The 25608-nt window shown below is 26.7% G+C and carries 25 protein-coding genes and 1 riboswitch; of the genes, 8 read left to right on the top strand and 17 right to left on the bottom strand.

From position 1 onward, the window contains the following. Positions 1-28 precede the first annotated feature (28 nt). From KGF45_RS08585 to KGF45_RS08570, 4 genes are all read right to left on the bottom strand, one after another. Positions 29-1435 (bottom strand): PTS galactitol transporter subunit IIC, encoded by a 1407-nt coding sequence (locus KGF45_RS08585; RefSeq protein WP_227828897.1) that lies wholly within the window; start codon positions 1433-1435, stop codon positions 29-31. Positions 1436-1636: 201 nt separating this feature from the next. Then, positions 1637-1939, bottom strand: coding sequence for a PTS sugar transporter subunit IIB (locus KGF45_RS08580; RefSeq protein WP_227432742.1), 303 nt, complete (start codon positions 1937-1939; stop codon positions 1637-1639). Between the two features lie 119 nt (positions 1940-2058). Then, positions 2059-2505 (bottom strand): PTS sugar transporter subunit IIA, encoded by a 447-nt coding sequence (locus KGF45_RS08575; protein WP_227828898.1) that lies wholly within the window; start codon positions 2503-2505, stop codon positions 2059-2061. 31 nt (positions 2506-2536) lie between these two features. After that, a complete protein-coding gene (locus KGF45_RS08570; RefSeq protein ID WP_227842219.1) occupies positions 2537-5434 on the bottom strand; it encodes a sigma 54-interacting transcriptional regulator in 2898 nt (965 codons plus the stop codon). A 484-nt stretch (positions 5435-5918) separates the two neighbouring features. On the opposite strand from KGF45_RS08570, the gene KGF45_RS08565 reads away from it, so the two are divergent. Beyond that, a complete protein-coding gene (locus tag KGF45_RS08565; protein WP_227828900.1) occupies positions 5919-6341 on the top strand; it encodes a DUF3284 domain-containing protein in 423 nt (140 codons plus the stop codon). Between the two features lie 252 nt (positions 6342-6593). Here KGF45_RS08565 and KGF45_RS08560 read toward each other — a convergent pair whose 3' ends face one another. The 4 genes from KGF45_RS08560 to KGF45_RS08545 form a co-directional block, all read right to left on the bottom strand. Continuing rightward, positions 6594-7334 (bottom strand): SIS domain-containing protein, encoded by a 741-nt coding sequence (locus KGF45_RS08560; RefSeq protein ID WP_227828901.1) that lies wholly within the window; start codon positions 7332-7334, stop codon positions 6594-6596. 2 nt (positions 7335-7336) lie between these two features. Next, a complete protein-coding gene (locus tag KGF45_RS08555) occupies positions 7337-8596 on the bottom strand; it encodes a PTS ascorbate transporter subunit IIC (RefSeq protein ID WP_227828902.1) in 1260 nt (419 codons plus the stop codon). 131 nt (positions 8597-8727) lie between these two features. Next, positions 8728-9006, bottom strand: coding sequence for a PTS sugar transporter subunit IIB (locus KGF45_RS08550; protein WP_227828903.1), 279 nt, complete (start codon positions 9004-9006; stop codon positions 8728-8730). A gap of 12 nt (positions 9007-9018) precedes the next feature. Then, positions 9019-10938 carry a BglG family transcription antiterminator gene (locus tag KGF45_RS08545; RefSeq protein WP_227842218.1) on the bottom strand — a complete coding sequence of 640 codons (1920 nt, stop codon included), beginning with the start codon at positions 10936-10938 and terminating at the stop codon, positions 9019-9021. A 353-nt stretch (positions 10939-11291) separates the two neighbouring features. Between KGF45_RS08545 and KGF45_RS08540 the strand changes: the two genes are divergently transcribed. Continuing rightward, on the top strand, positions 11292-12380 hold the full coding sequence (locus tag KGF45_RS08540; protein WP_227842217.1) for a DUF2185 domain-containing protein: 1089 nt from the start codon (positions 11292-11294) through the stop codon (positions 12378-12380). A gap of 329 nt (positions 12381-12709) precedes the next feature. Here the strand turns inward: KGF45_RS08540 and KGF45_RS08535 are convergent, their stop codons facing one another. From KGF45_RS08535 to KGF45_RS08525, 3 genes are read right to left on the bottom strand one after another with little or no spacing between them, the layout of a single operon-like run. Next, positions 12710-13477 (bottom strand): DNA alkylation repair protein, encoded by a 768-nt coding sequence (locus tag KGF45_RS08535; RefSeq protein ID WP_227842216.1) that lies wholly within the window; start codon positions 13475-13477, stop codon positions 12710-12712. Then, positions 13470-14099, bottom strand: a complete 630-nt coding sequence (locus tag KGF45_RS08530) for a TetR/AcrR family transcriptional regulator (RefSeq protein WP_227828907.1) — start codon at positions 14097-14099, stop codon at positions 13470-13472. Before KGF45_RS08530 ends, KGF45_RS08535 begins: the two co-directional genes overlap by 8 nt. Beyond that, positions 14053-14475 carry a hypothetical protein gene (locus KGF45_RS08525; protein ID WP_227828908.1) on the bottom strand — a complete coding sequence of 141 codons (423 nt, stop codon included), beginning with the start codon at positions 14473-14475 and terminating at the stop codon, positions 14053-14055. Before KGF45_RS08525 ends, KGF45_RS08530 begins: the two co-directional genes overlap by 47 nt. A 313-nt stretch (positions 14476-14788) precedes the next feature. Here KGF45_RS08525 and KGF45_RS08520 point away from each other — a divergent pair, with 313 nt between their 5' ends. Beyond that, positions 14789-15376, top strand: a complete 588-nt coding sequence (locus KGF45_RS08520; protein ID WP_227828909.1) for a DNA-3-methyladenine glycosylase I — start codon at positions 14789-14791, stop codon at positions 15374-15376. A gap of 405 nt (positions 15377-15781) precedes the next feature. On the opposite strand, the gene KGF45_RS08515 is transcribed toward KGF45_RS08520, so the two are convergent. The 4 genes from KGF45_RS08515 to KGF45_RS20060 all read right to left on the bottom strand — a co-directional run bounded on the left by KGF45_RS08515 (position 15782) and on the right by KGF45_RS20060 (position 19802). After that, a complete protein-coding gene (locus tag KGF45_RS08515) occupies positions 15782-17869 on the bottom strand; it encodes a sensor histidine kinase (RefSeq protein ID WP_255612793.1) in 2088 nt (695 codons plus the stop codon). A 195-nt stretch (positions 17870-18064) separates the two neighbouring features. Continuing rightward, positions 18065-18757 (bottom strand): response regulator transcription factor, encoded by a 693-nt coding sequence (locus tag KGF45_RS08510; RefSeq protein WP_227828911.1) that lies wholly within the window; start codon positions 18755-18757, stop codon positions 18065-18067. A 667-nt stretch (positions 18758-19424) separates the two neighbouring features. Further along, entirely contained in the window at positions 19425-19595 is a 171-nt protein-coding gene (locus KGF45_RS08505; protein ID WP_227842212.1) for a hypothetical protein, read from the bottom strand. A gap of 78 nt (positions 19596-19673) precedes the next feature. Beyond that, positions 19674-19802: a hypothetical protein gene (locus tag KGF45_RS20060; protein WP_255287723.1), complete on the bottom strand. Its 129-nt coding sequence runs from the start codon at positions 19800-19802 to the stop codon at positions 19674-19676. A gap of 210 nt (positions 19803-20012) precedes the next feature. Further along, positions 20013-20109: riboswitch (cyclic di-GMP riboswitch) on the top strand. 52 nt (positions 20110-20161) lie between these two features. On the opposite strand from KGF45_RS20060, the gene KGF45_RS08500 reads away from it, so the two are divergent. Further along, positions 20162-20338: a hypothetical protein gene (locus KGF45_RS08500; RefSeq protein WP_227828913.1), complete on the top strand. Its 177-nt coding sequence runs from the start codon at positions 20162-20164 to the stop codon at positions 20336-20338. Between the two features lie 216 nt (positions 20339-20554). On the opposite strand, the gene KGF45_RS20055 is transcribed toward KGF45_RS08500, so the two are convergent. After that, the gene (locus KGF45_RS20055) at positions 20555-20689 is read right to left on the bottom strand and encodes a hypothetical protein (RefSeq protein ID WP_255287724.1); all 135 of its coding nucleotides are present in this window, start codon (positions 20687-20689) and stop codon (positions 20555-20557) included. A gap of 165 nt (positions 20690-20854) precedes the next feature. Here KGF45_RS20055 and KGF45_RS08495 point away from each other — a divergent pair, with 165 nt between their 5' ends. Continuing rightward, positions 20855-21652, top strand: coding sequence for a hypothetical protein (locus KGF45_RS08495; RefSeq protein ID WP_227828914.1), 798 nt, complete (start codon positions 20855-20857; stop codon positions 21650-21652). A gap of 509 nt (positions 21653-22161) precedes the next feature. On the opposite strand, the gene KGF45_RS08490 is transcribed toward KGF45_RS08495, so the two are convergent. Then, on the bottom strand, positions 22162-22767 hold the full coding sequence (locus KGF45_RS08490) for a DUF3794 domain-containing protein (protein WP_227830468.1): 606 nt from the start codon (positions 22765-22767) through the stop codon (positions 22162-22164). Between the two features lie 198 nt (positions 22768-22965). Here KGF45_RS08490 and KGF45_RS08485 point away from each other — a divergent pair, with 198 nt between their 5' ends. The 3 genes from KGF45_RS08485 to KGF45_RS08475 are packed head-to-tail and all read left to right on the top strand — an operon-like array spanning position 22966 to position 25397. Further along, the gene (locus tag KGF45_RS08485; RefSeq protein ID WP_227830469.1) at positions 22966-23538 is read left to right on the top strand and encodes a DUF3794 domain-containing protein; all 573 of its coding nucleotides are present in this window, start codon (positions 22966-22968) and stop codon (positions 23536-23538) included. 26 nt (positions 23539-23564) lie between these two features. Further along, positions 23565-24167, top strand: coding sequence for a DUF3794 domain-containing protein (locus KGF45_RS08480; protein WP_227830470.1), 603 nt, complete (start codon positions 23565-23567; stop codon positions 24165-24167). A gap of 30 nt (positions 24168-24197) precedes the next feature. Further along, entirely contained in the window at positions 24198-25397 is a 1200-nt protein-coding gene (locus tag KGF45_RS08475) for a hypothetical protein (protein WP_227830471.1), read from the top strand. The last annotated feature ends 211 nt before the right edge of the window (positions 25398-25608 follow it).

Raw genomic sequence — 25608 nt, 5'->3', positions numbered from 1 at the left:
TGTATTATTATATTTTAATAAACTTAAACTATGCTACTACAGGTTCTTCTGCTACATTTTTAAGTGCTTGTTTTTCTAAATATTCAAGTATACTTGTTTTATTCTTTCTAAATAATGCCCATAGGATAAAGTAAATTACAACTGCTAATCCTATATAAAGTGGATTTGCACTTAAGAATGCAAAGAACACTAACCCCATTAAAGGTTTTCCTAGTATATTGAAACTTGTTATAAGCATAGCTCCAGCTGGTATAGCAACACCTACACTTGTAGCCATATCTGTAAATAATGGAGCTGTAGATGTACATATATATAATCCTAATCCAAACCATATTATACCTGAAACTATTACTTTTGGTATATTACCATTATGTACTGCAACTAAACCTTGTACCATATATGGAATTGCAAGTAAGTCTACAACTGGTAATACTTGATTACCTGGAAGTATCATAGCTACTACAAGCATTATTGGAATTAAGATAAGACCTGATATTAAAGTTGCAGGTTCACCATATCCCACAGCATCATTTACTGCTATATACCACTCGCGATTTCCAGCTTTTTGCATAATCTTTCTAGCTGCTTCTGTTATAGGTGCAAATGCTTGAGCAAACATACTTGCTACTTTTGGGAATATTGCCATAACAGCACTTGTAGATATACCAACTTTCATTATTTCTCCCCAAGCTTCCATAGTAGTTATTCTAGTCATATTACCTAGTATACCAATAAACATACCCAAGAAAAGACCTAGAGTAATCGGCTCACCTAAAAATCCTAGTTTCTTTTCTAATTCTTTAGGGTTTAACTTTATTTTATTTAGTCCAAGTTTGTTATATATAGGGTCTGCAAATACTGCAAAGACAGAAGCTTCAACATTGTGCATAGCTATTATTGTACAATTAGGATATCTATAATAACTAGACCATCTCTTTGCAACTAATTCTGATATTAATAAACTGTATAAGTTTAACAAGACCATACATCCTATACCTAAAGGGAAATTGCCTGTCACTCCTATTACCATTGCTCCCCAGACCATATAAGAATAATTATTCCATAAATCTGATGGTTGGAATACATCTGTCCACTTTACTAAAAATAAAATAGTTTGCAATAATATTCCAAGACCTAAGTATATCATACCTGCACTTGTTGAAAATGCAACTAATGATGTAGCTTGCCAACCAACATCAAACACAGGTAAATTTACTCCTGTACTATCTACCATTCTATTAATTACTGGTGTTATTATTGGTGTAAATGAATTTAATATTAATGTAAAACCTTGCAAAGCAACACCTGCATATACAGCTGAAAGAAACGATTTCTTAGTAGTTACTTTAAATATTTTTGCTATTATGAATATTATAATTGGAACTATAATTGCAGAACCAAATGTATCGATTATAGATTTCATAAATGTTAACATCTTTTATCCTCCTATTTCTAAACATTTATCAAATTAATTAAATACGTCTAAATAAATATCTTTTCGTTGTCATTTTTTATTCTAATAAATTCTTAAATGATGTCACTTTAATTAAATTTATTTTGATAGTAGTTATTTGAATAGTAGTCTATTATAGTATCTAAATTATTGATTTAAATACTATAATTTATACTCTAAACACTATTTATTTAAACTATCAATAACCTTTAAAACTTCTTCAAAGAATGCATCTTCTCCTATACCAGTAAGACAAGCAAATGCATTTATAGTTGGTATTCCATAATCACCTGATTGAAGTGGGCTTGTAAATGTTATAAAATCAAATCTTCCTGATTGTGCCAAATTTAATGCTTCTGTTGGTCTAGCCTCTGTAGTTGTAATAGATATTCCTTTATCTCCTAAGACTTCTTTTAATTTACCTGCCACCATTGATGATGTAACTGTTCCTGAACCACATACTGATAATACATTAAATTGTTTCATAATAATTTCCTCCTAATATTATATTTAAGTTTTTATTTTATATAAATTAAATTGCTCAGAAGTTAATACTGGTTTTAAGTTTTTAATGTTCTATTATTTACCTCTAAAACATCTTGTCATTATATTTCTATAAAATTTAACAATTCAGCTACTTCTTCTTTTGTTGATGCATTTTTTATGTCTCTTAATAGCTTTATATTCTGAAAAACTGACATTAAATCTTTTAATAATTTTACTTGAGAGTCTGGATTCTTTACTGCTAGTAAAAATACAAGCTCTACATCTAAATTATCTGTTGGGTCTATCATTGAATTAAATTTTACTGGATTTTTCAATATTCCTACAGCTACATTAGATTCATTTACGTGTTGTGAGTCTGTATGTGGAATCGCAACACACATTTCTCCAATATTAAGACCTGTAGGTAATGTTTTTTCTCTTTCCAAAACTGCATTTATATATGTATTTTTTACATATTTTTTTTGATACATTTTATTTCCTAATTCTCTGATAATACTTTCATAATCATTAGCTTCTAAGCCTAATGATATTAAATCTACATTCATTACTCTAACTCCTCTCAAATTGTTGCTATATCTATATATTTTTAAATTTATCAAATATAATCTTCTTAAAACCTTCTTTATCAAAACACTGTTTAGCACTATTCATAAACTTTTCATCTTTTAAAATTTCAAGAACATTCTTAACAATATCTTTATCATTAGTCTTAAAAACTGGCATAAATACAAAATTCACATTACCAACACCCCAGTCAATAGGGTTTTTTAATTTAATAAAAACAAATCTTGTACTATTTACCGTAGAAGAATCTCCATGAGGTACACCTGTAGCCCCTTTAGAATATGTTGGAAGCATTTCTTCTCTATGAAGAACTGAATCCAAATAATCTTTTTCCACATATCCCTTATTGATAAGAATTGAACATACATATTCTAGTAAATCCTTTTTAAAATATATATCAGGCTCAAATATTACTAAATCATCATCAAGCATTCTTCCATATCCTTTAATTTGACTATCATCTTGTTTTTTTGAAAGATATATATCTAGGTTTTTAAAAACATCTTTATTGTATGGAATAAAATTTATACCCGGTATTTTGGGATTTATTGTTCCAACAATGGCTAATATATTGTTTTTTTCTCTTAATTTTTCAATTTTATAGGAAATATTCTCATCCAAAGCACTCATTTGATAACATTTAGTATTGTTGTACTTTTCTTCTAATGTTTTACTTATGTACTTAGCGGTTCCCTCTCCAGTAAGACATAAAGTCACAATTGCATTGGATTTATCTATGTGTTTTTCCAGTTCATAGTTATATCCCATCCTATCTTTTACAAGAGAAAAAAACATTTCATCGAGTTCTTCATCTCCCATAGAAACTTTTCTAGTTGCTTCTAATGCCATTAAAAGATCTACTCTATCAATAGTTTTAGTATTTATGTTAGTTCTCTTATTTACTATTTGTCCTATATTTGTAAGTGACCCAATATCAACTAGAAATAATATTCCTTTTCCTTGGTCTATTATTTTTGACAACTCCACTGCCTTGTTATATATATTCATTGGTTTTTCATCTAAAGGCATATCTATAGCCACAGGAAATTTTACTCCCAAAAGCTCTTTAACAACATTTACAGTTTCTGTAGCTATACGACCATGAGAGATTATTATTAATCCAACTTTATCTTTTTTTACCTCATTCTTTAGGGCTGATTTTATATAAAGTGTTATAAATCCAATTTCATCTTCTGGAATCTTAATTTCATTTATATCTTCAATTTTAATTGCAAAATTTTTTGCTATTTCATATTCTTTTGAAAAATCTATTTTTATTTTTTCTAAGTTTACATTTATTATCTTTTGATTTAGTTTAATCCTTTTTATTGCTTCTTCTAAATGTATTGCTAGATATTTAAATGCATTTTTATTTACTTCTAAATTAGTATTTTTTTCAATTATATTATTCATTAGCTCTTTTACCAGTTTTACTAGACTATCACTTACAAAGCTATTTAAATCACTCATTGAGAAGATTTCTTCATCATTTTCTAGATTAAACTTTATGTCAGCAAATCTATTTAAAACAAAAGTCCATAAAATATTTTCTATGTCAATATCTTCAATATCTAAAGACTTTAAATCATAATATTTCTTTTCAATTGTTTTATATATATCCTCTGGTAATATGTACTCATCACTCACAGCATTTTCTTTTATTGAAGATTCCTCTAAATTAAATGGTATAAATATAGCATTTTTTAAATACTTTCTTATTTCTGTGTATTCAACCTCTTGAAAAGCAGCATCTTTGAAAGAATCCTTAAGTTTTAAAACTTCATTTATATCTACTACTACTATTGATTCACAATCTTCATCTTTAGAATTTATAAACTTCATAAAAGCTCTTGCACAAAGAACTTGAATCATATTTTGTAATTGTCCTATATTTCCACTAAACTTTTTTAATGCAAGTATTTCAATCACATTTTTATCTACAAATATTTTTGCATTTATTCTGTTACACTCTTGTTGAAAGATATTGTATATAAGGTCTATTTTTTCTTTTAACAGTCTATCATGTAATGATGGTAATGTTATTAGCATTGGTATTCTTCTTCTAAATGTCAATAATAAATTAGTCTCTACGTTTTCAGTAGTTGCTCCAATCAGTATCATGCTTACTTTTCTTTCAGCATTAGTTTCACCTAATCTTCTAAATTTGCCTCTATCTAAAATAGAAAATAGTATTTCTTGACCTTTTGGAGGTAATCTATGAATTTCATCTAAAAATAAAACTCCTCCATCAGCTTCTTCTACAAGACCTGGTGTATCATATTCAGCCCCTGTAAATGCGCCTTTTTTATATCCAAATAATAAAGATAACAATAATTGTGGATTATCACTGTAATCAGCACAGTTAAATACAACAAAATTAGAATTTTCTTTTATTACCTTCTTTTTCTTTGCAAACTCATACATATGTTTAGAAAATAAACTCTTACCAACTCCACTTTCTCCTACAATTAAAGTGGGAAGACCTTTTGGAGGATACAATATAGCAGACTTTGCTTGTTCTACAGCATTTCTAAGACTTCCCTTATTTCCAATCAAAGTTTCAAACGGGTCGCTTGATTTTTCTTCAATTACCTCTACTATTTCCATTTCTATACTTTCCTTAGGTAATATTTCCTCTACAACTCTTCTTGATATATTGAATCCTTCTGTCATCAACTCTCTGGTAATTTCTGAAATAGAAATATCCTTACTGTTTTGCAATATTGCTGAAATCGCTGACTTTAAATAGGGATATCTTCTTTGTCTCGAATTACTTATATTGAGTTCTTTCCTTAGATTAGTTATATTTTCTCTAGTTGTATTTAAAAACTTTGCTATTTGAACATCTGTTAGTGGGTCTTTTTTATTTTCTGTATTTATGATGTTTACAAGTTTATCTCTCAACTCCATGCTTGATAACTCCTTTCTTGATAAATATATAAGCAACTATCGTGCCATACTTATTTTAATACTTTTTTTCTTTGCAACACTTGTACATGACTACGTTTTCATAAACATTCATACATTTTGATAAACATTTACTTTTTGTACATTTAGTAATTTACTAAATGTATTAACTGTTTTTGATTGATAATATTATAATTCATAATATAGATTATCATATAAATTAGTTATAAAATTAGGATTGAAAAGTTTATTTAATTAGATATAATATTATATATCTACTCAACAAAAAAATTTATAATCCTTTATGCTTTTAACACTTTCTGTTTTTAAATTTTAATTCGATATAGTAGTATTTTATTAAACGCTCATATACACAGTAATTTAATCATATCTCTAACTTAGATATGACTTTATATGACATATTATACTATTTTATTTATAAAAATAATTTACAAGTATTAAAATTACACACAGAGAGGAAAATAATATGAAAACATTTAAATCTGAAGCTTTATTGAAATACTCTGCAAAAGATATATTTAATATATTTATAAAATCTGCAAGACTAAATTTCCCTAATTTTAATGAGAAAAGGGCAGTAGGTACATTTGTACAACAAAAAAATAATAAAAGATTTAAGGTTGAAATAACTAATTTTGAGAAGAATAGAATATATGAGATAAAAACAAGCAATAACAGAGAAAGTTTTGTTACTCGATATGAACTTATACACATTGATTTAGAAAATACAAAACTTATTTTCACTGAAAGTGAAAGTGATAGAAATATATTTGGAAAAATTAATTCAGTTATTGTAAGAATCTTATTTGGAAAAAGACAACCAGATGAGTTTAATAATTTTATAAAAAACTTAGAGCTAGAACTAGCAAATAAAAAGATTAATTCATAAATGTAAATTAGATACTAATATACTTAAAAACAATTAAATATATTTATTATAGAAATTAAATAATTTAATATTTTATACTATAAAATAAATAAGGAATGCTTTTAATTAATAAAAAAGAGGTTCTTACTTATCTTCATTCGATGTATTACCAAATAATAAAAGCTGTAGATTTTACCTACAGCTTTTAATCGATGCTACTTATTTATATAATTATTAAGACATTTTTGACCTTATTAAAATACTTTCTTCACCTTAATACTCATAGTGAATTACATCTTTATATTCATCAAAAATCTTCTTATTTAACTCATCTCCACCATCTATATTTGCACTATAAAAAATTGGTGGATTCTTTAACCCTATATTAACTAACTCTTGAGTAACTTGAGCTATAATAGAATTCATCACAGTAGTTGCAATTACAGTAGAAGTTGGACTAACTCTTTGATTTAGACCATCTATTTCTACACAGGCATCTCCTTTTTGACCATGATTATCTATTACTAAATCACACACCTCATAAAGATTTTTTCCTGAAGAATGTCTTGAAGATACACTCTTTGAGTAGCTTAAATTAGTTATACATATTAATGTTGCCATCTTTTCTTTAGCTTCCATAGCAAATTCTATACTTACTGGATTTCTACCAGATACTGAGTGAATTATAACTATATCTCCTTCTTTAATTGGAGTCTTATCAGCTAGAGCCACACCATATCCTTCTAGTCTTTCCATCTTGCTAGTGTGAGTTATAGGAGCTGTGTCTAACATTAGAGACTTTGCAAACACTGGATTTATAAGAACACAGCCACCTGCTCTATAAAATAATTCTTCTGTTAGTATTCCTGCATGTGAAGCCCCAAACGAAAATATAGCACTTTTATTTTTTATTGCCTCAACAAGTATTTGTACTGCTTTTTCCATATTGGATTTTTCTTCAGTTTCTATTATATTAATTAATCTTTTTATCTCATTTATGTATTTAAATTCCATGTTTATAATACTCCTCCAAATAATGAACCTATAAACTTACTGATTATACCAAATAGCGAAAGGTCGTTACCACCAAATATTAGTATCCAGTTTTGAATAGTTCCTGAGTAAATTACAGCAGATATTCCTACTAAAGCTACCATAAATATTGCAGCTACAGCTGTACCTATTATAGCTCCACGTATACCACCTTGTGATTCGCCTATTACTGATGCTGTTCCACACTCAAAGAAAGAAGTTATAACAAGCGGTATAAGTAACATGTTAAATACTTTAAAGTAGTTACATATTAAAATCATAGCTGTAGATGTTAACATGGCAACTAAGAATCCTATTAATACAGCATTTGGCTTATAGTTAAATAGTATTGGACAGTCAAAAGCTGGTAGTGCGTTTGGTACAACTTTTTCTGATATACCTTGGAATGCAGGCATTATTTGATTTATTAACATTCTTACCCCATGAAGCATTATTATAAGACCTGCTCCAAAAGAAAGACCTTGCTTTATTGCATATGTTCCAATAAACTCATTAGTATCTTTAAATGCATCTGGTATTACTATTCCAACCACTATAAACATTAAAAATACTGCCATTCCACCACTTATAGATATTTCTCTAAAGAATGACAGACTTTGAGGTATGTTTATATCTTCTGTAGATTTTTCTTTATTTCCTACTAACTTAGCAACAAATCCTGATATAAGTGCTAAACAACCTGATGGATGTCCTAGTGTAAATGAGTCATCTCCAATAACGTCAAATACATATTTTCTTAATAACCATGGCATTATTGACCAGTAAAGTGCTGATAATACTGCTGCAAAAGCTATTAATACTCCACCATCTAATCCAGTTTCAACTCCTGATGCTACAAATATAAATGGGAACCAGTAGAGCATGTGACCTGTTAAGAAGATTGTCTTAATAGGTGTAAATCTGGCTATCATTAAGTGAAGGCCTAGACCTATAAACATTGATAAACCTATAATTCCTCCATAACTTGCAGTAAAAGTAACATCACTCAAACCTTTTGTTACTGCACCACCACTTATACTTTGGAAAGCTCCATTAATCGGTGCTATTGAACTAACTAACATCCCTGTTCCAGTTTCCATAATTATTATGCCAAAAGCTGCAAGCAATGACCCCTTTATAACATCTGATGCTTTCTTTTTCTGTAGTATAAGGCCAAACGCTGCTATTAATCCAATTAGCATGGACGGATTACGTAAAATATTATTTGAAATAAAATCAAGCATTATTTTTTTAGTGATAGGTTAACTATTTAAGTTTTATATCACTAAATTCCCCCTCTCTTTCTTACTATTTTTAATTTTAGTAAGTTTTTAGTTTATGTCGGTTAACTTAAATTTACTTTTTAAAATTTATACTATTTCTTATCATTTAAGAAAGTTTGAACAACTTCTGTAACTTCTGTTAAATCCATATACTTCTTAACTGGATATACTGGTACATTACAAGTTCCTTTTAATTCATTTAATAATTCTTGGCTTGTAAATATACAGTCACAATCAGCCCCTCTAGCTGAGTTTATATCTGTATTTTCTACTTCCCCTTCTATACTTAACTGCTTTAGAACCTTTTGTATCGTCATTTTTAATACCATTGATGAACCTACACCAAATCCACAGACTGCCAATATTTTCATTTTAAATTCCTCCTAATTTTGTTTATTTATAAGTTCTAGTATTGAGCTTTTGTCTCCATTAATTATTACTTTTATATTTTCTTCTTCATACATCATCTCCGACAGCGATGCTAATGCTCTGATGTGAGTAGTATTGTCTATAGCAGCTAGTACCATAAATATGTTCACTGGCTTTCCTAATAAATCAACCTCATCTTTTACTATAAGTAAGGACATGGCAAGTTTGTTTACCCCTTCTTTAGAGCTTGCATGTGGTAGAGCAAATCTATCAGCTAAAACAATATACGGTCCATACTTTTCAACTGACTTTATCATATTTTCTATATACAACTCTTCAATAGAGTTGTCTTCTAACAATGGTTTTGAGGCTATTTTTATTGCTTCTTTCCAGTCTTTAACACTTCTTATTATGTTGACCCTCTCTTCATTAATTAATTCCTTTAACATTGGTTGATACATCTCTCCTTCATCTATCTTATGTATTATGTTTAATAAGTCAGCTTTTAGTGATTCTTCGTTATTAATAACTCCATTTTTTCTTATAGCCTGTATTATCAGTTCAAGATTGAAATACTTCTCATTTTCTTTTACACTTATGAGTTTGTTCATAAGTAGTTGAATGTCTGATGTTGTTAAAAGAGGATTTACAACTATTACATTACTTACATTTTGTATGTCTATGGTTGTAATTATGTAATCATAGTATATATTTACTTCTTTTAGTTGCTTAATAGATACTATACCTACTATTTCTATAGTTGGTATGTATTTGTATAGCTGTATTTCCAAACTCTTTGATACCATAAGACCATTAGGACAAACTAGTAAGACTTTATTTTTTCTTAGACCATTATCTCTAGAACCTCTTAAGTATCCTCCAAAATATGCTGCTATAAATCCTATTTCTTCTTCTCTTATACCTTCAAATACAGGAAACTCTTCTTCATTTTCTATAATTGACTTTATAATCTTATAAAGTGACTTATGTTTATACTTAGTTTCGTCTAGCATAGGGTTGCTAATAGGAAACTTAAATCTTATTCTATTGTAAGAAGAATGCAGGTGCCTTAAAATATTTTTTTTAAACTCATGCTTACTTTCTAATTTTATTGCTGTATTTACTTCAAACTTGTCTATAAGTTTATCTACATATGCTTCGACAACATCTTCCTTAACTTCACTATTTAAACTAGGAAGTGAACTTACATAAGCACACACATAGGCTTGTTCATTTTCATTAGCTTCTTCACATAAAAGGTCTTTACAATTATTAAAGTAACTAATTTTTTTAGCTTCATTTAGATATTTATAAGAGTACAAGGTTTTCCCAACTCTTATTCTTTTATTTAGAAACTCTGTAAACTTAGTTAAATTTAATAAAGAGTAATCTGTAAGATTTATGCATCCCTTTGTATCAAAGTTAGTTACTTCATTACTTATAGAATTAATTTCTAATACATTTTCTTGTGTAAGTAGCAAGAAAAGTTCTCTAATAACATATTCATCACCTATTACTTTGTACTTTCCCTTGTATTCTAATTTTAGTCCCATTGTTTGAAGATACTTTTTTATATCGGTTATTGTTTGTACTACTGTGTTTTTTGAAAGTAACATTTCATTTGTTAGTTTTTCTATTGATATTTTTTCATCATGTAATATTTTGTTCAATATAAAAGTTTTTCTATATTCACTATCTAAAAATTTATCTTCTTCAGCCGAAATTATTTTTCTTACATTACCTAAGTTACCTTCAAATATAAATTTGTGTTTTATATTTTTTATATTACCTCTTTTCCCTAATTCTTCGTTTATAGCTAAGATATCATAGTAAACAGTTCTCTTTGATACATTGAACTTTTCTTGTAGTTCTTGTGATGTTACATTGTTATTTTTAATAATAAAATCTAATATTTTTTTAGCCCTTTCCTTCATACTGCCTCCTTAATTTTATTATCTATATTTTACATACATAGTGCCATACCAAATAATTGCACACGATTTTACCTTATTTTATAATTTTGCACAGTTTCACTCTAATCTAAAAGATATACGATACTAAAAAGTATTTTTAAAAAAATATGGCAGTGACACATATTATTTTTTCAAAAAACAAGCTAGACCGAATAAAAAATCCCCAAATTATGTCTACTTAAATAAATAGTACTGTACTGATTTTATACAATCAAATACAATTATTACCATACAAGTTGAAAGACTAGTAAAATACTTCCAGAATCTATTGTGTTGATTATCAAAAAAATTTTAAAAAGATGAGGAGAATTTACATGAAATTATTTAGCGAAAATAAAAAAGAAACAAAAGTCGAAAAATCAGAAATAAAACAGTATATTACTGGTGCAGGTGGCTGTATTGTCAGCAAATCGATTCTCAATGGAACATCAAAACTAAAGTGGCTTTTTAGAGAACATAGTGAATTTGGAAATGGATGGATTGCTTTTGGTGATAAGGATACACAGGAGTATGTAAATAATCCTGAGAACATGGAAGTTGTAGATTTCAATACACTTATTAATATTGAACCAACTGCTTTGAATATTTTTTATATGCCAATAGGAACTGATTTAGAGTTTCACTCTGATAAAAGCGGAAAATATTTTATTGATACAAATACAGGAAAAGAAATTAGAGAACAAGTTAAACATCCTGCACAAATAGCATTTGAAAAGAACCTAAAATTTTTAAATCAGGAAAACTATTCAATAGAATTCTTTCAAGGATTGTTTCAAAAAAGTGAGAAACTGGAACCATTCATAATAGGAAAAGCAGATTTCCCAAGTGGAGAAATTGTCCTTGCAGACCCTCTTGCGTATTTAGGTAGTGAATATATGACTTATTTAGAAAGAAAAATACCTGTTGGAAGTTATTCAGTAGAAATTTCTATCTGCCATTCTAAAATTGCAGGACTTAGAATTGTAGCAGCAAGATTAATTATCAATGACAAAAAACCTATCAAATATGAAATTGCCATGCCAAATGGAAAGAAAACCGAAGATTTTGGAAAAGCAGGAGCATGGACTTTCTTTGGTGTAGATACAGGATTAGCCTGTTTTTCAGACGCAAAAGTTGCAAAAGAGTATAGTAATTTTATCACAAAATGGCAAAGTGAAAACCCAGACAAAAACAAATATAATGATTATTTTGCAACACTTTTTCAAAAAAGCTATGAAATGCACCCCAATGTACAGAATGAAGGTGGCAATTTCTTACTTTGGCAATTACCACAAACATTCTACAAATTAATTATGTTCACAAGCGGTATGGGCGATGGTATTTACAGCGGATATTGTGGTCTTGATGCAGATGGAGAGGTCACAGAACTTGTAATACCATTTATGAATCCAATATATTTTTAAGATATTAGATTGATTATCAGTTATTACATACAATATATGTTTGCCTCTATAAGAAAACATGTTGAAAAATACAATTTTCTTATAGAGTTTTTTTATAACTACTTTTTAATTACACTTTTTTCATTAGAAAGATATCATCCTGCCATTTTCTTACTTACATATTACCCTTTTTCATTTGTTTCTTTTATTGATTGCTCATTTTGAGAATTTCCCTCTTCTGAAATGATGAATATCCTTAAAAATTCCAACAAAAAGACTTCTAAAGACCAACAATATAAAAAAGAAAAAAGTTGCTACCATCAGCCACAAAACACTTCCTCCTAATACCCTTAGACTTTAATATTAGAATAACTTTCTTGCTTTTTATTTTTTGTTCTTGAAGCATGCCTAATAATCCATTTACATTCTTTTGTTGTATTTTCTGTTTGCCAACTAGAAATAATTAATTCAAATTTGTCTTTATCTTCTTTGTATAAATCATTTAGATTATTTGCTACACTCTTTTGAATTGTTTTATCTGTATCATCTTTTAGATTAGACAATAATTCAAAATAAGTATCAAAATAGTCTAAGGCAACATACATTTTTTTTGCCCATGGCAATCGTATTCTGAGACATTCACTAGCTAATCGACGAACTCTTTTATTACTATCTTTACTCCATTCCAAAAGCAAAGCCATAGACTGTTCTGGAAAATTATTTATTATGGTACGCATACAATATTCACTAGTAAATCTTTTTGTTAACTCCTTACTGAAAGTTGTGCTTACTTCAAAATTTTCTCCACCAAACTTCTCTACATACTTTCCAATAGGCCATAACCAATAACCTTCTGTAAACATGCCTAAACTACCTTCTAACTCTGGACCTAGTATTTTCTCAAAAACATTAATAGTCTCCGAATAATTTAAATTGATAGACTCTTTTAAAGCATTTGCCAATAACTCTTGCCTTTCATTGAATTCTAATAATTCAATAGTTGGTTTTATCAGTGAAAAGAACTTATTAATAATAAATTCTGGATATACTGATTTTATTTTTTCAGCTAAGAAGTTTACATATTCAATGTCATAGTAGTCTTTCACTTTCTTAGCCATCTTTTCTAAACCCTTTCAGTAAATGAGAAATCGCTTTATAAACTTGATTTTTATCTAAAGTATTGGCTTCTGCAAGAAAAATAGATAAATCATTTAATGCACCAGAAATCATATGTGAAATCACATGAATATCAAACTCTATTAATTTTCCGTTTTTTTGTGCAATTAAGAGTTGTTCTTCCAAAAGTAAAACAGAATTGTCATTATCCATTTTTTTCCACTCTGTCCACTCTATAATATTAGGTGCTTCGATTAATAATATTCTTTTGTTAGAGTCTAAAGTAGCTGATTGTACAAATCCAACACAACCTAAAATTAACTGTTCCCATATATCTTCAGATGCCATAGCTTCTTTTTCTACATTTAGTCCAACTTCATACTGAACAAGACTTAAAACTGCTTTAAATAGGTTTTTTTTATTTTTGAAATGGTGATATACTGCACCTCTAGTCATATTAGCTTCTTCTGCGATAGCTTCTAATGAGGTCTTTTCATAGCCATACGTAGAAAAATGATTACGTGCAATAGCAATCAAATTTTTTGTAGTGTTTATAGATGCTAATTCTTTTTTATTTTTAGTCATTTTCTTTACCTGATTTCTTATAATTTTCGAGATAATCATTTGATGGCGGAATTATTTGAATAATATCAACCAAAATTTTACTTGGAGTTTCAATAATAAAATGTCTTTGACCAAATTCTTCATTTTTTATATCTAACAAAAGCGATGATTTTTTTCTACTAATTACTTCTGAATATACAGTATTCACATCGTTAACTTCAATATTAAGAATAAGGCCTTCACACTGTTTTCTATACAGTTTAGGTATTGTATCATGTGTACTATCAATCAATGCCAACTCAAAGTCATCATTGTCTTTTAGGCTAATATACCAATCACTATTAAATACTTCCCTGAAGTCAAATAATTCTATAAAAAAATCTGCTTCTTTTCTTATATCATTGCACATTAGTACAGGGTAAAAACTATTTTTCATAAAAATAACCTCCTTTATATTTGGTAACATCAACATAACATACGTACTGTATGTATGTCAAATAACTTTGAATAAAGGCGATTGAGAATTTGTTTTAAAAGAAAGATATAAATTATTTTATAATCTTGCAGTTATTATCATTTTGGAACAACAAGAGTAGGTAGGAAACGTACCATTTCTGGGAATGCTTCTTATTGCCAGCCTTAGTTAAAATTAAAAAGATTTGATTGTGTGAGATGTTGAATAAATGTATAATATCTTTGTAAGGCAGAATTAATGTAGATTATTTATAAAACAGAAAGGATAATATAACATGAATGAAAAAATCCGATGTGCTTGGTCAGGAAATACCCAAATATATACAGATTATCATGACAACGAATGGGGACGCCCTGTACATGATGATGATAAGCTATTTGAAATGCTAATTTTAGAAAGCATGCAGGCAGGGCTTTCGTGGATAACCATACTTAAAAAAAGGGAGTCCTACAGGGAAGCATTTGATGGATTTAATCCAAATAAGATAGCCCTTTATGATGATAAAAAGATTGACGAACTCATGGCAAACGAGGGCATTATAAGAAATCGTTTGAAAATTAATTCAGCTATAAACAACGCTAAGGTATTTCTTGAAATTAAGGATAAACATGGCAGCTTTGATAAGATGATTTGGAGATATGTAAATAATACTTCTATTGTGGGACATTGGGAAAAAGTTGAAGATTTACCTGCAACAACTCCACTTTCTGATAAGATAAGCAAAGATTTGAAAAAGATGGGTTTTAAATTTCTCGGCTCAACCACAGTTTATGCATTCATGCAGGCTACAGGCATGGTCAACGACCATATTACAGAGTGTTTTGCTTATACAGAAATATTAAAAGAGTATTCTTATGATTAGAAAACTGAAAACGCACAATTATTTTAAAATACAATGGAAAATAGTTGATTTAAAGACTTATCTGAAATTTTTTCAACTTTCCTATCTCCTATAGCTAATTGTACAATACATTTCAACTAGTTTAATTTTTGTTTCAAAATCTATTTTAGATTTTCGTAACATAAAAATATACTCTCTTCATAGCATCAGTTGTTATTATTTCAACTGTCTACTATAAAGGGAGCATATCAAAATTTCCAGTAATATTGAATAAGAAAAAATATATTTACACAAATCTATCTACATTCTCATAAAATTAATTAAAAGTATTCTTTTCTTTAAAAGTATCTACATAATTGTTTTATAGGAAACCTTTCAATATCTTAATTTTTCTGTAAAAATTATATTATATCTTGAAATTTTATTTTAATCTATCTTTATTTCTTCTTCATATTTTTGAAATTCTAAATTTGCTTTAAACAAATCCCCATCTATTTCTATATAGAATTTTCCACCTTGTAAATTTACTAAATCCCTTGCAATAGCAAGCCCTAATCCACTACCTTCAGTATTTCTTGACTCATCAGCTCTTTTAAATCTTTCCATAATCTCACTTGGGTCAAAATTTAACTCATATGAAGATATGTTTTTCATAACCACCTTTACATTGTCACCATTTTCATAAACATCGATATAAACTCTAGTACTTTCTAAAGAATATTTAGCTATATTTGACAGTAGATTTTCAAAAACTCTATACATTCTTCTTCCATCTGCCCATATATACACTTTTTCATTTGGAACATTCAGTCTTATATTTAGATTATTTTTAGACAATTTTTCTTCAAGCTCACCTATACTTTGTCTTAATAGTTGTACCAAATCAATTTTACTAACTTGTAACTCTATATTACCACTACTTACTCTACTCGCTTCAAATAAATCTTCTATCAATAATTTTAACCTCTTTGACTTTGATTCTAGTACATTTATATAATCGTTTATATAGTCTGGTTGTATAGAATCTTCTTTTTTAATTAAATCTACATAATTTATTATAGAGGTAAGTGGAGTTTTTAAATCATGAGATACATTAGTTATAAGGTCAGATTTCATTCTTTCACTTTTTACCTGTTCTTCTATTGCTTTGTCTAGACCTTCTCCAATATTATTTATATTTTCTGCTAAAGATGTAAAATTATCATTTCCACTAATTTTTATCTTATAGTCTAATTCACCATCTTTTATTTTTTCGGTACCCTCTATAACATAACTCAAATAAGAAAGCCTTTTGGTTATATAAAGTGCAAAACCTAAAAATATACATATAGAAAATAACAATCCTAGGCTCACACTTTGAGCACTGATTATAATTATTAAAACCAAAGATATTATTACTATACCAATAACTTTTCTTGCTAAAGATACTTTTTTTATAGCGTTAATGACCTCCCTTACAGTTTTTATTAACCATAAAATCATTCTTACTATAACACTTGATTTAAATATACACATTTTATTTTCCAAATAGCTTAACTGAACAGTTATAAAAAATATATTATTTGAAATTAGTAATGATGCTATAGAAATTAGTAATATAACATAAGTATCATAGGATGTATTAATAACATACATAAATAGAAGTATTATTGAGATAACTATTATTATTGCATTAAATTCCATAGGTATTTTATTGTATATTAATAAAAATACATTGTCTTTCTTTAATGCCTTACATTTAATTCGTTTACATAATATCATAGACAATAAACATATAATAGCTAAAACTAAACTAGCTACAAAAAATAATTTCACTTTTTCTGTAGCTTGCTTAAATGTTTCAAAGTTATTGTATACAACTCCATCATCTATACTTAGTTCTTTAGGAAAGGATACATAAGCTTTAAATGCCTCATCTATACTATTCAGTTTTAAATCGATATTATTTAATTTTAATTTTTTCCCATTTAGTTTTTTAGTATAAGAATCGTTTTCTACTCCTACTACTATTTCTACATCACAATAACCCTTTACTTTTTGCTTAAATTCATCTAAATCATCATATATTGTGTTAGTATAAAACTCTCCTGTATATGTATTTCTAATATACATTTTTATATTTTTCAAAGAGTTTAAATATTCTATAGATGATAGCTTATTATTTACAAGTTCATCATAATTATTAAAGTAACCATAATCGTTGTCTAAAGCAATATTTTTGCCCTTTCCTCCTGCGTTAAAATAAATATCATTTAATTTCAGTTTTTCTTCTTTGTTATTTTCACTACTTACAGATAGTTTCAAATTGTATAATATCTCTTGTATTGTACTTTCGTCAAATATATTGCTGTCATAAAAATCATCAGATATTCGAACAATTCCACTACTTGTAGAAGTTTTTTGTATATTGTGTTTAGGCTCAGCAAATCCTATTGATGCAAATAGTATAGCTAATGGAAACGAAATAGATACTATTATTAATGCTACTAACTTTAATGCTCTATATTTTTCCAAGTTGTTCACCTCATCTACATCGTCAATATCTTATATAAAATAAAATTCAATACAAGCATAATTCCCATAGAGTACATTAAGCTACTTGAGAAGAAGTTAAAACATATAAGAATTCCTAATATTTGTGTAAAAGTAAAAACGACTAAAATCAAAATGCAATTGAATATTAAACTCTTTTCTTTCATAAGTTTTCCGCTAAAATTTTTCAATCTTATAACCAACTCCCCACACCACCTTTAAAAATCTTGGTTCTTTTGGATTTATTTCAATCTTTTCTCTTATTCGTCTAATGTGTACTGCTACTGTATTTTCTGAATTAAAACTTTCTTCATTCCATACTTTTTCGTATATCTCATCTATTGAGAAGACTCGTCCTTTATTTTCTAAAAGAAGTTCAATTATCTTATATTCAATTGGTGTCATTTTTATATTTTCGCCATCAATCTTAACTTCTTTTGTCAATGTATTTAGCTCTAGAGCTCCACTTTTTAAAATTTCTTTGCATGTATCTTCATAATTACCTAAAGTTACATATCGCCTTAAGTTTGATTTTACTCTAGCTACAAGTTCTAATAAATTAAATGGTTTTGTTATATAATCGTCAGCTCCAATGTTTAATCCCATTATTTTATCTGTATCTTCACTTTTTGCTGAAATTAAAATTATTGGTATATTTCTTTCTTCACGTATTTTTACAGTTGCTTTGATTCCATCTAATTTAGGCATCATTATATCCATTAAGATTAGATGAATATCATTTTCTGTTATTACTTCTAATGCTTTCATTCCATCATATGCTTTATGTATTTTAAATCCTTCTGATTTAAGATATATCTCTATTGAATCAACAATTTCTTTATCGTCATCTACTACTAGTATATTGTACATATTTTCACTTCCTCTATTGTATAATAATCCTTATATTTATTATACAATATCTTTCACTCCCTTTCTCAATAATGACTAAATTGTTATATTGTATTATCTTACATTTTTATAATTTTTCTTTATATCTATATAATAGAATATAAATCTTAAGAAAATATTATCCTAAATCTTAAATATTTCTTAAGATTTTCATTAAATTAAGGTTTATTTGAATTAATTGATTTAAATTATGCTTTTTTCAAATTACTTTAATTTAAGTGTTTTTATTAGATTAAGCTGAATTGATGTATATTAATTCTTATTGAGTAGTTTTTTTCATAGGTGGAAGAATGGTGGAAGAAATATAGTTTCAAGTATTTATTTTACTATGATACTAGGCACTTATACAAGTTTTGTTTTTCTCCCTATCAATCTATATTATATAAATATTCTACTAAAATTTATATAAATCAAAAGTGAGCCTATTCAATAATTTAAAATATGTTCAGAATAATAAATAAAATAAAGGTACAAAAAGTTATACTTTCATACCTTCATTGTTTTTATTATGTAATTACCTATCATTTTCATCTTTTAAACTATTAATTTATATATAGATAAAGTCTATATCAACAAATTTTTTAAAACAAGAAAATTTGTATAAATAATATTTCCAATTTATACTAAATTATTCTTCTAAATTCCTATAATACTCTTCTAAATAATCTAGTTTTTCTTTACTCACGGGCTTATGTATCGTCGTAAGAGAATGTATAATTTTTCTGTTCTTAGTAGATTTTAATACTTTTTTCTTAAAAGTATCATACTCTTCACTAGTTATTATTATTTTATAATACAATTGAAATCTTATAATATCTCTAGCTAAAAAACCCTTAAAAATTAATCCTTTTAATACTATTTTTAGAGTACTCTTACGCTATCCATACATCTGCTTTATGTCTCTTATTATTTCTTTTTTAGATGTCAAGGAACCTTTTTCCCATAAATAGTTCATTACCATAAATTCTACTCTTACTAACCCTTCTATTAATATTTCTTCTTCCACGCTTTGTCACTCCCTCAAATTCTGTCTAGCTCAAATTAATAATAGAAACTTCTAATCACAATTGATACAGGTAATTTTTACCATATAATTTATACGTTTAGTTTATTTTTTTTGAAGTAAAATAACGTTCATATTTATAAATTTATCCAATTTTCAAATAGTCATGTTGAATAATAACTAATTCTGTTATATTATTGTAGTTGTAGAATAAAACTAAATCGGCAAAACTAGAGAAATTTAGTGACGCAAAGCTATAGGGACTAAGACTTGTAAAATATCTTATAAGTTATGTCAGCCAGTTGCCAAAAAGATATTTTTCTTTTTGTTTTTATGAAAGTTTTTTAGGGGGATAATAATATATGTTTAGATATAAAATGGATAGATGTACACATATGTTAACTGCTTATATTGGCAGTTCATATGATTATTGTGATTTTATAGATACACAGTTAGATGATTTTATACTAGAGTACAGAAAAAATGTAGTAGAATCTTGTTTGCATCAAGTTATGATATTAGTAAGCAAGTATAATTAAATGAACCTTATTTTCTAGAACACCCTTTTTAGTTTTATCTACTTTTAAATAGCATTATGTTAAAAAATTAATTAAAATATATTTCTAGCATTCACAGTTTTATTTTTGTTAAAATACGATATAATGAAGATGTAAATCTGTGTTAAAAACAAAAAAGAAACTACAATCTATTAGTCTAGGGTGAAGTTTCAAATTCAAAATAATTTAAGTAATGATTTATTCATTAAAATCGTCTTGATTGCTATCAGGACGATTTTTTAGTTTATGTAAAGATTCTTTTAATCTACTTATAGAATTCAATACTCTTATTGTACCTTTATTAGGAAAAAGTTCTTTCATATGTTCATTCATATATTTACACAAAATATAAAAAAATTATATAATCCAAGTAAAAATAGTATTTATATATATATTAATGTAAAATTTTGTTTTTATTTGTATCATAAATGTACCCAAGTCATATATATATATTAGGATATTGAATTTATCCTAATAAATATATAGGAGTGGTAAAGAGTGGATAATACAAAGAGTTTAGAATATTATAAGAATAATTTAGAATCATATTCTAGCGATTTAATGAAATTAGTAATTGGATTGACAAAAGAAGAATATTTAAATACAAATACAAGAGCTTATTTAACACCTTGTCAAATATGGAGAATAATAAAATATTTTTTAGTTGGCGAAAGTTATGATTTATCTGATGCAAAAATTAAATTAGATTTTCAGAAAGATTTAAATTTCAATTTAGACAATGGCATATTAAATGAACTTTCCGAAGAATTAGAATCTCTAATAGATTCTAACTATGTAAAAAATTGCAAACTTAGAGAAGAATTAAAAAGAGCTTTTAGATTATCTGAGTGTTTAGCTGAAGCTATAAGACAAATAAACTGTAATGATAAATGTGAATTTTTAGTAGGAAAATTATTTTGCTTATTAGTACAAATTATACTTTTAATAATATCTATTATAGCTAAAATAATTATACTATTAATATTCTGTAGTGATTGTATTTCATGCAATGATGAAAAAGATGTAAAATCTTCTTTCTGTGATTGTCTAATTTGTGATTTAGAAAAAGAATTAGATCAAATAGAGGAGTTAATTGATGAACTAATTAAATTAGCCATTGCATTTATAAAATGTGGTTCAAAAAAATGTAATCATAATGAACATCATGGATGTGACTATTATAATGTTTATTATGAAAACTCACCTTATATAAACAACTATGAAGATAATATACAAGAATGTTTTGATAAGTACAAAAAACAATGCTATACAAAAAAATGTAATAGAAACTACTAAAAATCTTATTTTTATAAAAAACAAAAGCTTTCAAAAACTATGTTAAGTATAATAGAGTATATTATTTTAATCTAATATATTTTGATAGCTAAATATATTAAATAATACAAATAATATAATTTTTTGGCTATTTGAAATATTTTATAATAAGATGCAAACTATAATACAAACGAAGTTATCTCAATGGATTTAAAATCTAAAATAGATAACTTCTTTTGTATAAGTAAAAATCTATAATATTTTTACTTTTTTTGAAACCCATAAAAAGACCTTATTTTTACATGTAATTGAGGTCTTTTTTTATTATCTTAAATTTACTGATATATAATTTTTTCCAACATTTTAACTCAAATAGTAACAATTATAAAGTTTAATAATACGATATTATATTAATTTATTATATATCTATTTATAATGATTATTAAATTTTCTCTTATAGAAACTTACTTTCATTGAATAAAAAGACAATAAATATATGTAAATATACTTATTGTCTCTTATTTAAATATTTATTTGTATCTCATTTTGCTATTATATTTATCCCCAAGACTATATTTACATGGTGTAACATTATTACAACTATCTGAACAGGTATCATTATCGTAATAGCATAAATTTGGATTATGCATACAATAACTTCTACAGCATTTACAATTATTACAATTATGAAGTTGTGGACAAATTATAAATAATAGTGATAAATCAATCATTCTACAATCAAAGTGTTTTACACAAATATTCTCTATTCCAATAAAAATAGTTTCTATAATATTATCACACTTATCATATCTCAAATCTTTTAACAAAATAAATTGACAAAATGGTATACTCCAATGTGCAGAATGAAGAGACTGCTGACAATTATCTCCAGTATATATAATCTTAATATTTTTTAATCCTTTTATAACTAATTTTGGCCCTAGTATCGTGTTAATAATCTCCTTATCTTCTATGCATATCTTTACACTTACTTCATTAATACATTCTATATCTGGTTTTTGTGTTGGAACACATAGTATATCATCTTCTATAAATTCTTTATAGTATTTCATACATTTGTTATCTGGATAATCTTCTAAGGGGGTAATTCCAGTTTTTAAAATACTTTCATTCATATAAACATCTCCTTAATTTTATAATTATATAGAGATTAAAGTTTCTATATACATTTTATATATGATATAAAATCATATATTGTTATAAAAAGACTAAAAAAATAAAAATATTCGAAAACTTGTAACAAAAAGTCGAAATTTAAATAGATTATATTGAGAGCTAAAAACTTTCAATAAATTATATAAGGAGAGATAAATATGAATAGTAATGCATGTGCTTGTAATATGGATTTAATTGATATAAGTGGTTTATGTGACACAGACGATGTTACACAGGTTATAAGTCAATATCCTTATTGGTTTCAGATGTATATACCAGAAACCTTAAATATCCCAATACAAAAACCAGATATTGAACAAATAAACTCAGTTAATGTATCAGTAAATATATTGAGAACAAAAGTAGTGAAGACACCTGTATCACCTTTAGATGCTAATTGTGATTTTATACCAAACTTAGAAGGAAAAATCTCTACAGGAAGAAAAATTATTGTTGAGGGTGAATTGTGTCAAAAAATATCTTATACAGCTGATGAAAAATCTCAACCAGTTCATTCTGCACATTTTTATGTACCATTTTCAAGCTATATAGTTATACCACAGAAAATTACTTTTAATAATGCCACACAATTAATGAAATTAGACTCACTTGATGTAGATTATCAAGTAAATGCGTGTATAGAAGATTTGTCTGTAAGCCTATTAGATGCAAGAACTATATCGAAATATACAACACTATTATTATATGCAATACCAAGAAATACATTATAAAATTATAAAAATAAGGAGTAGAGGAAATGTTAAATTCTAATTATACAAATGGCACATCTTATCAATTCCATGATAAATGCGGTTGCGATGATAAGATATTAAATATTGTTGGTGTCTATCCAGAATCAAAAATAGAAAAAGTTTTACAATGCCCTTGTCCTGAAGATAAAAACAAATGGACAGAGTTTTTTGTATCAGAAACAGTAGATATACCATCACAAAAGCCAAATATAGAAGATATAGTAGAGGTACATTCTTGTGTAGATATAATATCTCAAAGAGTAATAAAAACACCTTTGGTAAACGGATACATCTCATGTAATGGAAACTCTATACCAGGAGAAACTATACCAAATGGAGAATGTACAAATTTGACAGGAAGAAAATTAATAATAGAAGGACTACTAAGACAAAAAATAATCTATACAGCAGCGCTAGATGAACAATCAGTTCATTCTGCACATTTTAATATACCATTTTCAGTATTTATAATAATAGACAAAAATACACCACTATACCAACAATTTAAGATAACAGCATATATAGAGGATATATATGCATGTGTATTATCAGAAAGAAGTGTCTTTAAAAATACAACTATTTTTATAAAGGCATCAAAAATATGTTAAGTAATTTAAATAAAATGAGGAGGAATAAAAATGGGATGTAATAAAAAAACTTGTGAATGTGACTTTAATATCAAAACTTTAGGTATATGTGATGTATCAAAATTAAATATGAATGGATGTAAAAAGGAAAACTTAAATTGGACAGAGATTTCAATTCCTGAGATACTTCCCATCCCAAGATTAAAACCTGATATAGAAAATATAGATCAAGTTTATGCAAGCGCAACAATTACTTCAGTAAAACTTATAGAAACTCCATTTGCATATAAATCATATAATTTATATATTAGCTTAGATATATTGAATAGAATAGAAATTATATTAGATGAGTTTCTAGAAACAAATATACAGACAACAATTAATACATTGATTGGTGGAATAAATGATTTAATATCAACAATTAAGGATGCAATACCTTTAATACCTGGATTAGGCGAGATTATAAATCCTTTATTAGCTAAACTACAAAGATTACTAGATTTAGTTCAACCATCTGTAAATTCTCTTTTATTTGATATTGATGATTTGTTAAATACAATTCAAACTGATATAGCAAGAATAGTATGCGAATCTCTTAATTCTATAATATGTAGAGCAGACGATTTAATAAGATTACTAAAATCTATACAAATTGTTATCAATGATATATTTGAAACAGTTAGTACACTTGAAGGACCATTAATAGAAATATTAATAACAACTTTACAAACAATAATTAATAATATCATTACACCTTCATTTGATATATTAATTGGAGAAAATGGTGTATTAATTGTACTTGTTGAAAGTTTAAGTAGAATACCAATTGATTGTGAAAATACTAGTGCATTTACAATACTACAAAATGCTGAAGGAACATGCTTAAATGGAAGAAAACTAATAGTGAATGGCTTATTAAAACAGAAAATAGTATATACTGCTCTAGTAGATGAACAATCAGTTCATTCTGCACATTATGAAGTACCATTTTTAGCATATATAATTCCATATGCCAAATTTGAATGCTTGACATATGAAGAAGGAATAGTTATTTCACCACCTGGAAAACCAATAGTTACAATAAATGGTTACAGATATAATCCTAAATTAGACATAGAAGTGGATTTATGTGAGGAATTTATTGTAGATTCATGCATTGAAGATATATATGTAAATGACCTTGATAAAAGAACTATATTTAAAAATATAACATTATTCTTAAAAGCACAATTAAAATCGTTGTGTAATTAATGTTAATACTATTTTACTAGTATACTATATAAACGAGTATAAACAAACAAAATTATAACAGTATCTAAATTTTCAAAGGCGTTAATAATACTAAATCTACGCCTTTGAATTTAGTTTAAATACTTAACACCGCACTAAATTAAAGCAATGAAAAAAGGGTTAATCACTTGTCTAAAATGATGCAGATAGAAGATATACTAAAGATAGAAGC

It is taken from the genome of Clostridioides sp. ZZV14-6154 (genome assembly GCF_020657785.1).
Lineage (GTDB): Bacteria > Bacillota > Clostridia > Peptostreptococcales > Peptostreptococcaceae > Clostridioides.
This window is presented reverse-complemented; position numbering and strand designations above follow the sequence as displayed.

What these genes read in the sequence shown, in the direction of transcription:
- KGF45_RS08510 (WP_227828911.1), bottom strand. Translation starts at nt 18,757, where the DNA reads ATGTACAATATACTAGTAGTAGATGACGATAAAGAAATTGTTGATTCA.
- KGF45_RS08480 (WP_227830470.1), top strand. Translation starts at nt 23,565, where the DNA reads ATGTTAAATTCTAATTATACAAATGGCACATCTTATCAATTCCATGAT.
- KGF45_RS08570 (WP_227842219.1), bottom strand. Translation starts at nt 5,434, where the DNA reads ATGGAGTTGAGAGATAAACTTGTAAACATCATAAATACAGAAAATAAA.
- KGF45_RS08585 (WP_227828897.1), bottom strand. Translation starts at nt 1,435, where the DNA reads ATGTTAACATTTATGAAATCTATAATCGATACATTTGGTTCTGCAATT.
- KGF45_RS08565 (WP_227828900.1), top strand. Translation starts at nt 5,919, where the DNA reads ATGAAAACATTTAAATCTGAAGCTTTATTGAAATACTCTGCAAAAGAT.
- KGF45_RS08490 (WP_227830468.1), bottom strand. Translation starts at nt 22,767, where the DNA reads ATGAATGAAAGTATTTTAAAAACTGGAATTACCCCCTTAGAAGATTAT.
- KGF45_RS08550 (WP_227828903.1), bottom strand. Translation starts at nt 9,006, where the DNA reads ATGAAAATATTGGCAGTCTGTGGATTTGGTGTAGGTTCATCAATGGTA.
- KGF45_RS08500 (WP_227828913.1), top strand. Translation starts at nt 20,162, where the DNA reads ATGTTTAGATATAAAATGGATAGATGTACACATATGTTAACTGCTTAT.
- KGF45_RS08530 (WP_227828907.1), bottom strand. Translation starts at nt 14,099, where the DNA reads ATGATTATCTCGAAAATTATAAGAAATCAGGTAAAGAAAATGACTAAA.
- KGF45_RS08555 (WP_227828902.1), bottom strand. Translation starts at nt 8,596, where the DNA reads ATGCTTGATTTTATTTCAAATAATATTTTACGTAATCCGTCCATGCTA.
- KGF45_RS08580 (WP_227432742.1), bottom strand. Translation starts at nt 1,939, where the DNA reads ATGAAACAATTTAATGTATTATCAGTATGTGGTTCAGGAACAGTTACA.
- KGF45_RS08575 (WP_227828898.1), bottom strand. Translation starts at nt 2,505, where the DNA reads ATGAATGTAGATTTAATATCATTAGGCTTAGAAGCTAATGATTATGAA.
- KGF45_RS20055 (WP_255287724.1), bottom strand. Translation starts at nt 20,689, where the DNA reads ATGAATGAACATATGAAAGAACTTTTTCCTAATAAAGGTACAATAAGA.
- KGF45_RS08540 (WP_227842217.1), top strand. Translation starts at nt 11,292, where the DNA reads ATGAAATTATTTAGCGAAAATAAAAAAGAAACAAAAGTCGAAAAATCA.
- KGF45_RS08475 (WP_227830471.1), top strand. Translation starts at nt 24,198, where the DNA reads ATGGGATGTAATAAAAAAACTTGTGAATGTGACTTTAATATCAAAACT.
- KGF45_RS08545 (WP_227842218.1), bottom strand. Translation starts at nt 10,938, where the DNA reads ATGAAGGAAAGGGCTAAAAAAATATTAGATTTTATTATTAAAAATAAC.
- KGF45_RS08560 (WP_227828901.1), bottom strand. Translation starts at nt 7,334, where the DNA reads ATGGAATTTAAATACATAAATGAGATAAAAAGATTAATTAATATAATA.
- KGF45_RS08520 (WP_227828909.1), top strand. Translation starts at nt 14,789, where the DNA reads ATGAATGAAAAAATCCGATGTGCTTGGTCAGGAAATACCCAAATATAT.
- KGF45_RS08485 (WP_227830469.1), top strand. Translation starts at nt 22,966, where the DNA reads ATGAATAGTAATGCATGTGCTTGTAATATGGATTTAATTGATATAAGT.
- KGF45_RS08535 (WP_227842216.1), bottom strand. Translation starts at nt 13,477, where the DNA reads ATGGCTAAGAAAGTGAAAGACTACTATGACATTGAATATGTAAACTTC.
- KGF45_RS08525 (WP_227828908.1), bottom strand. Translation starts at nt 14,475, where the DNA reads ATGAAAAATAGTTTTTACCCTGTACTAATGTGCAATGATATAAGAAAA.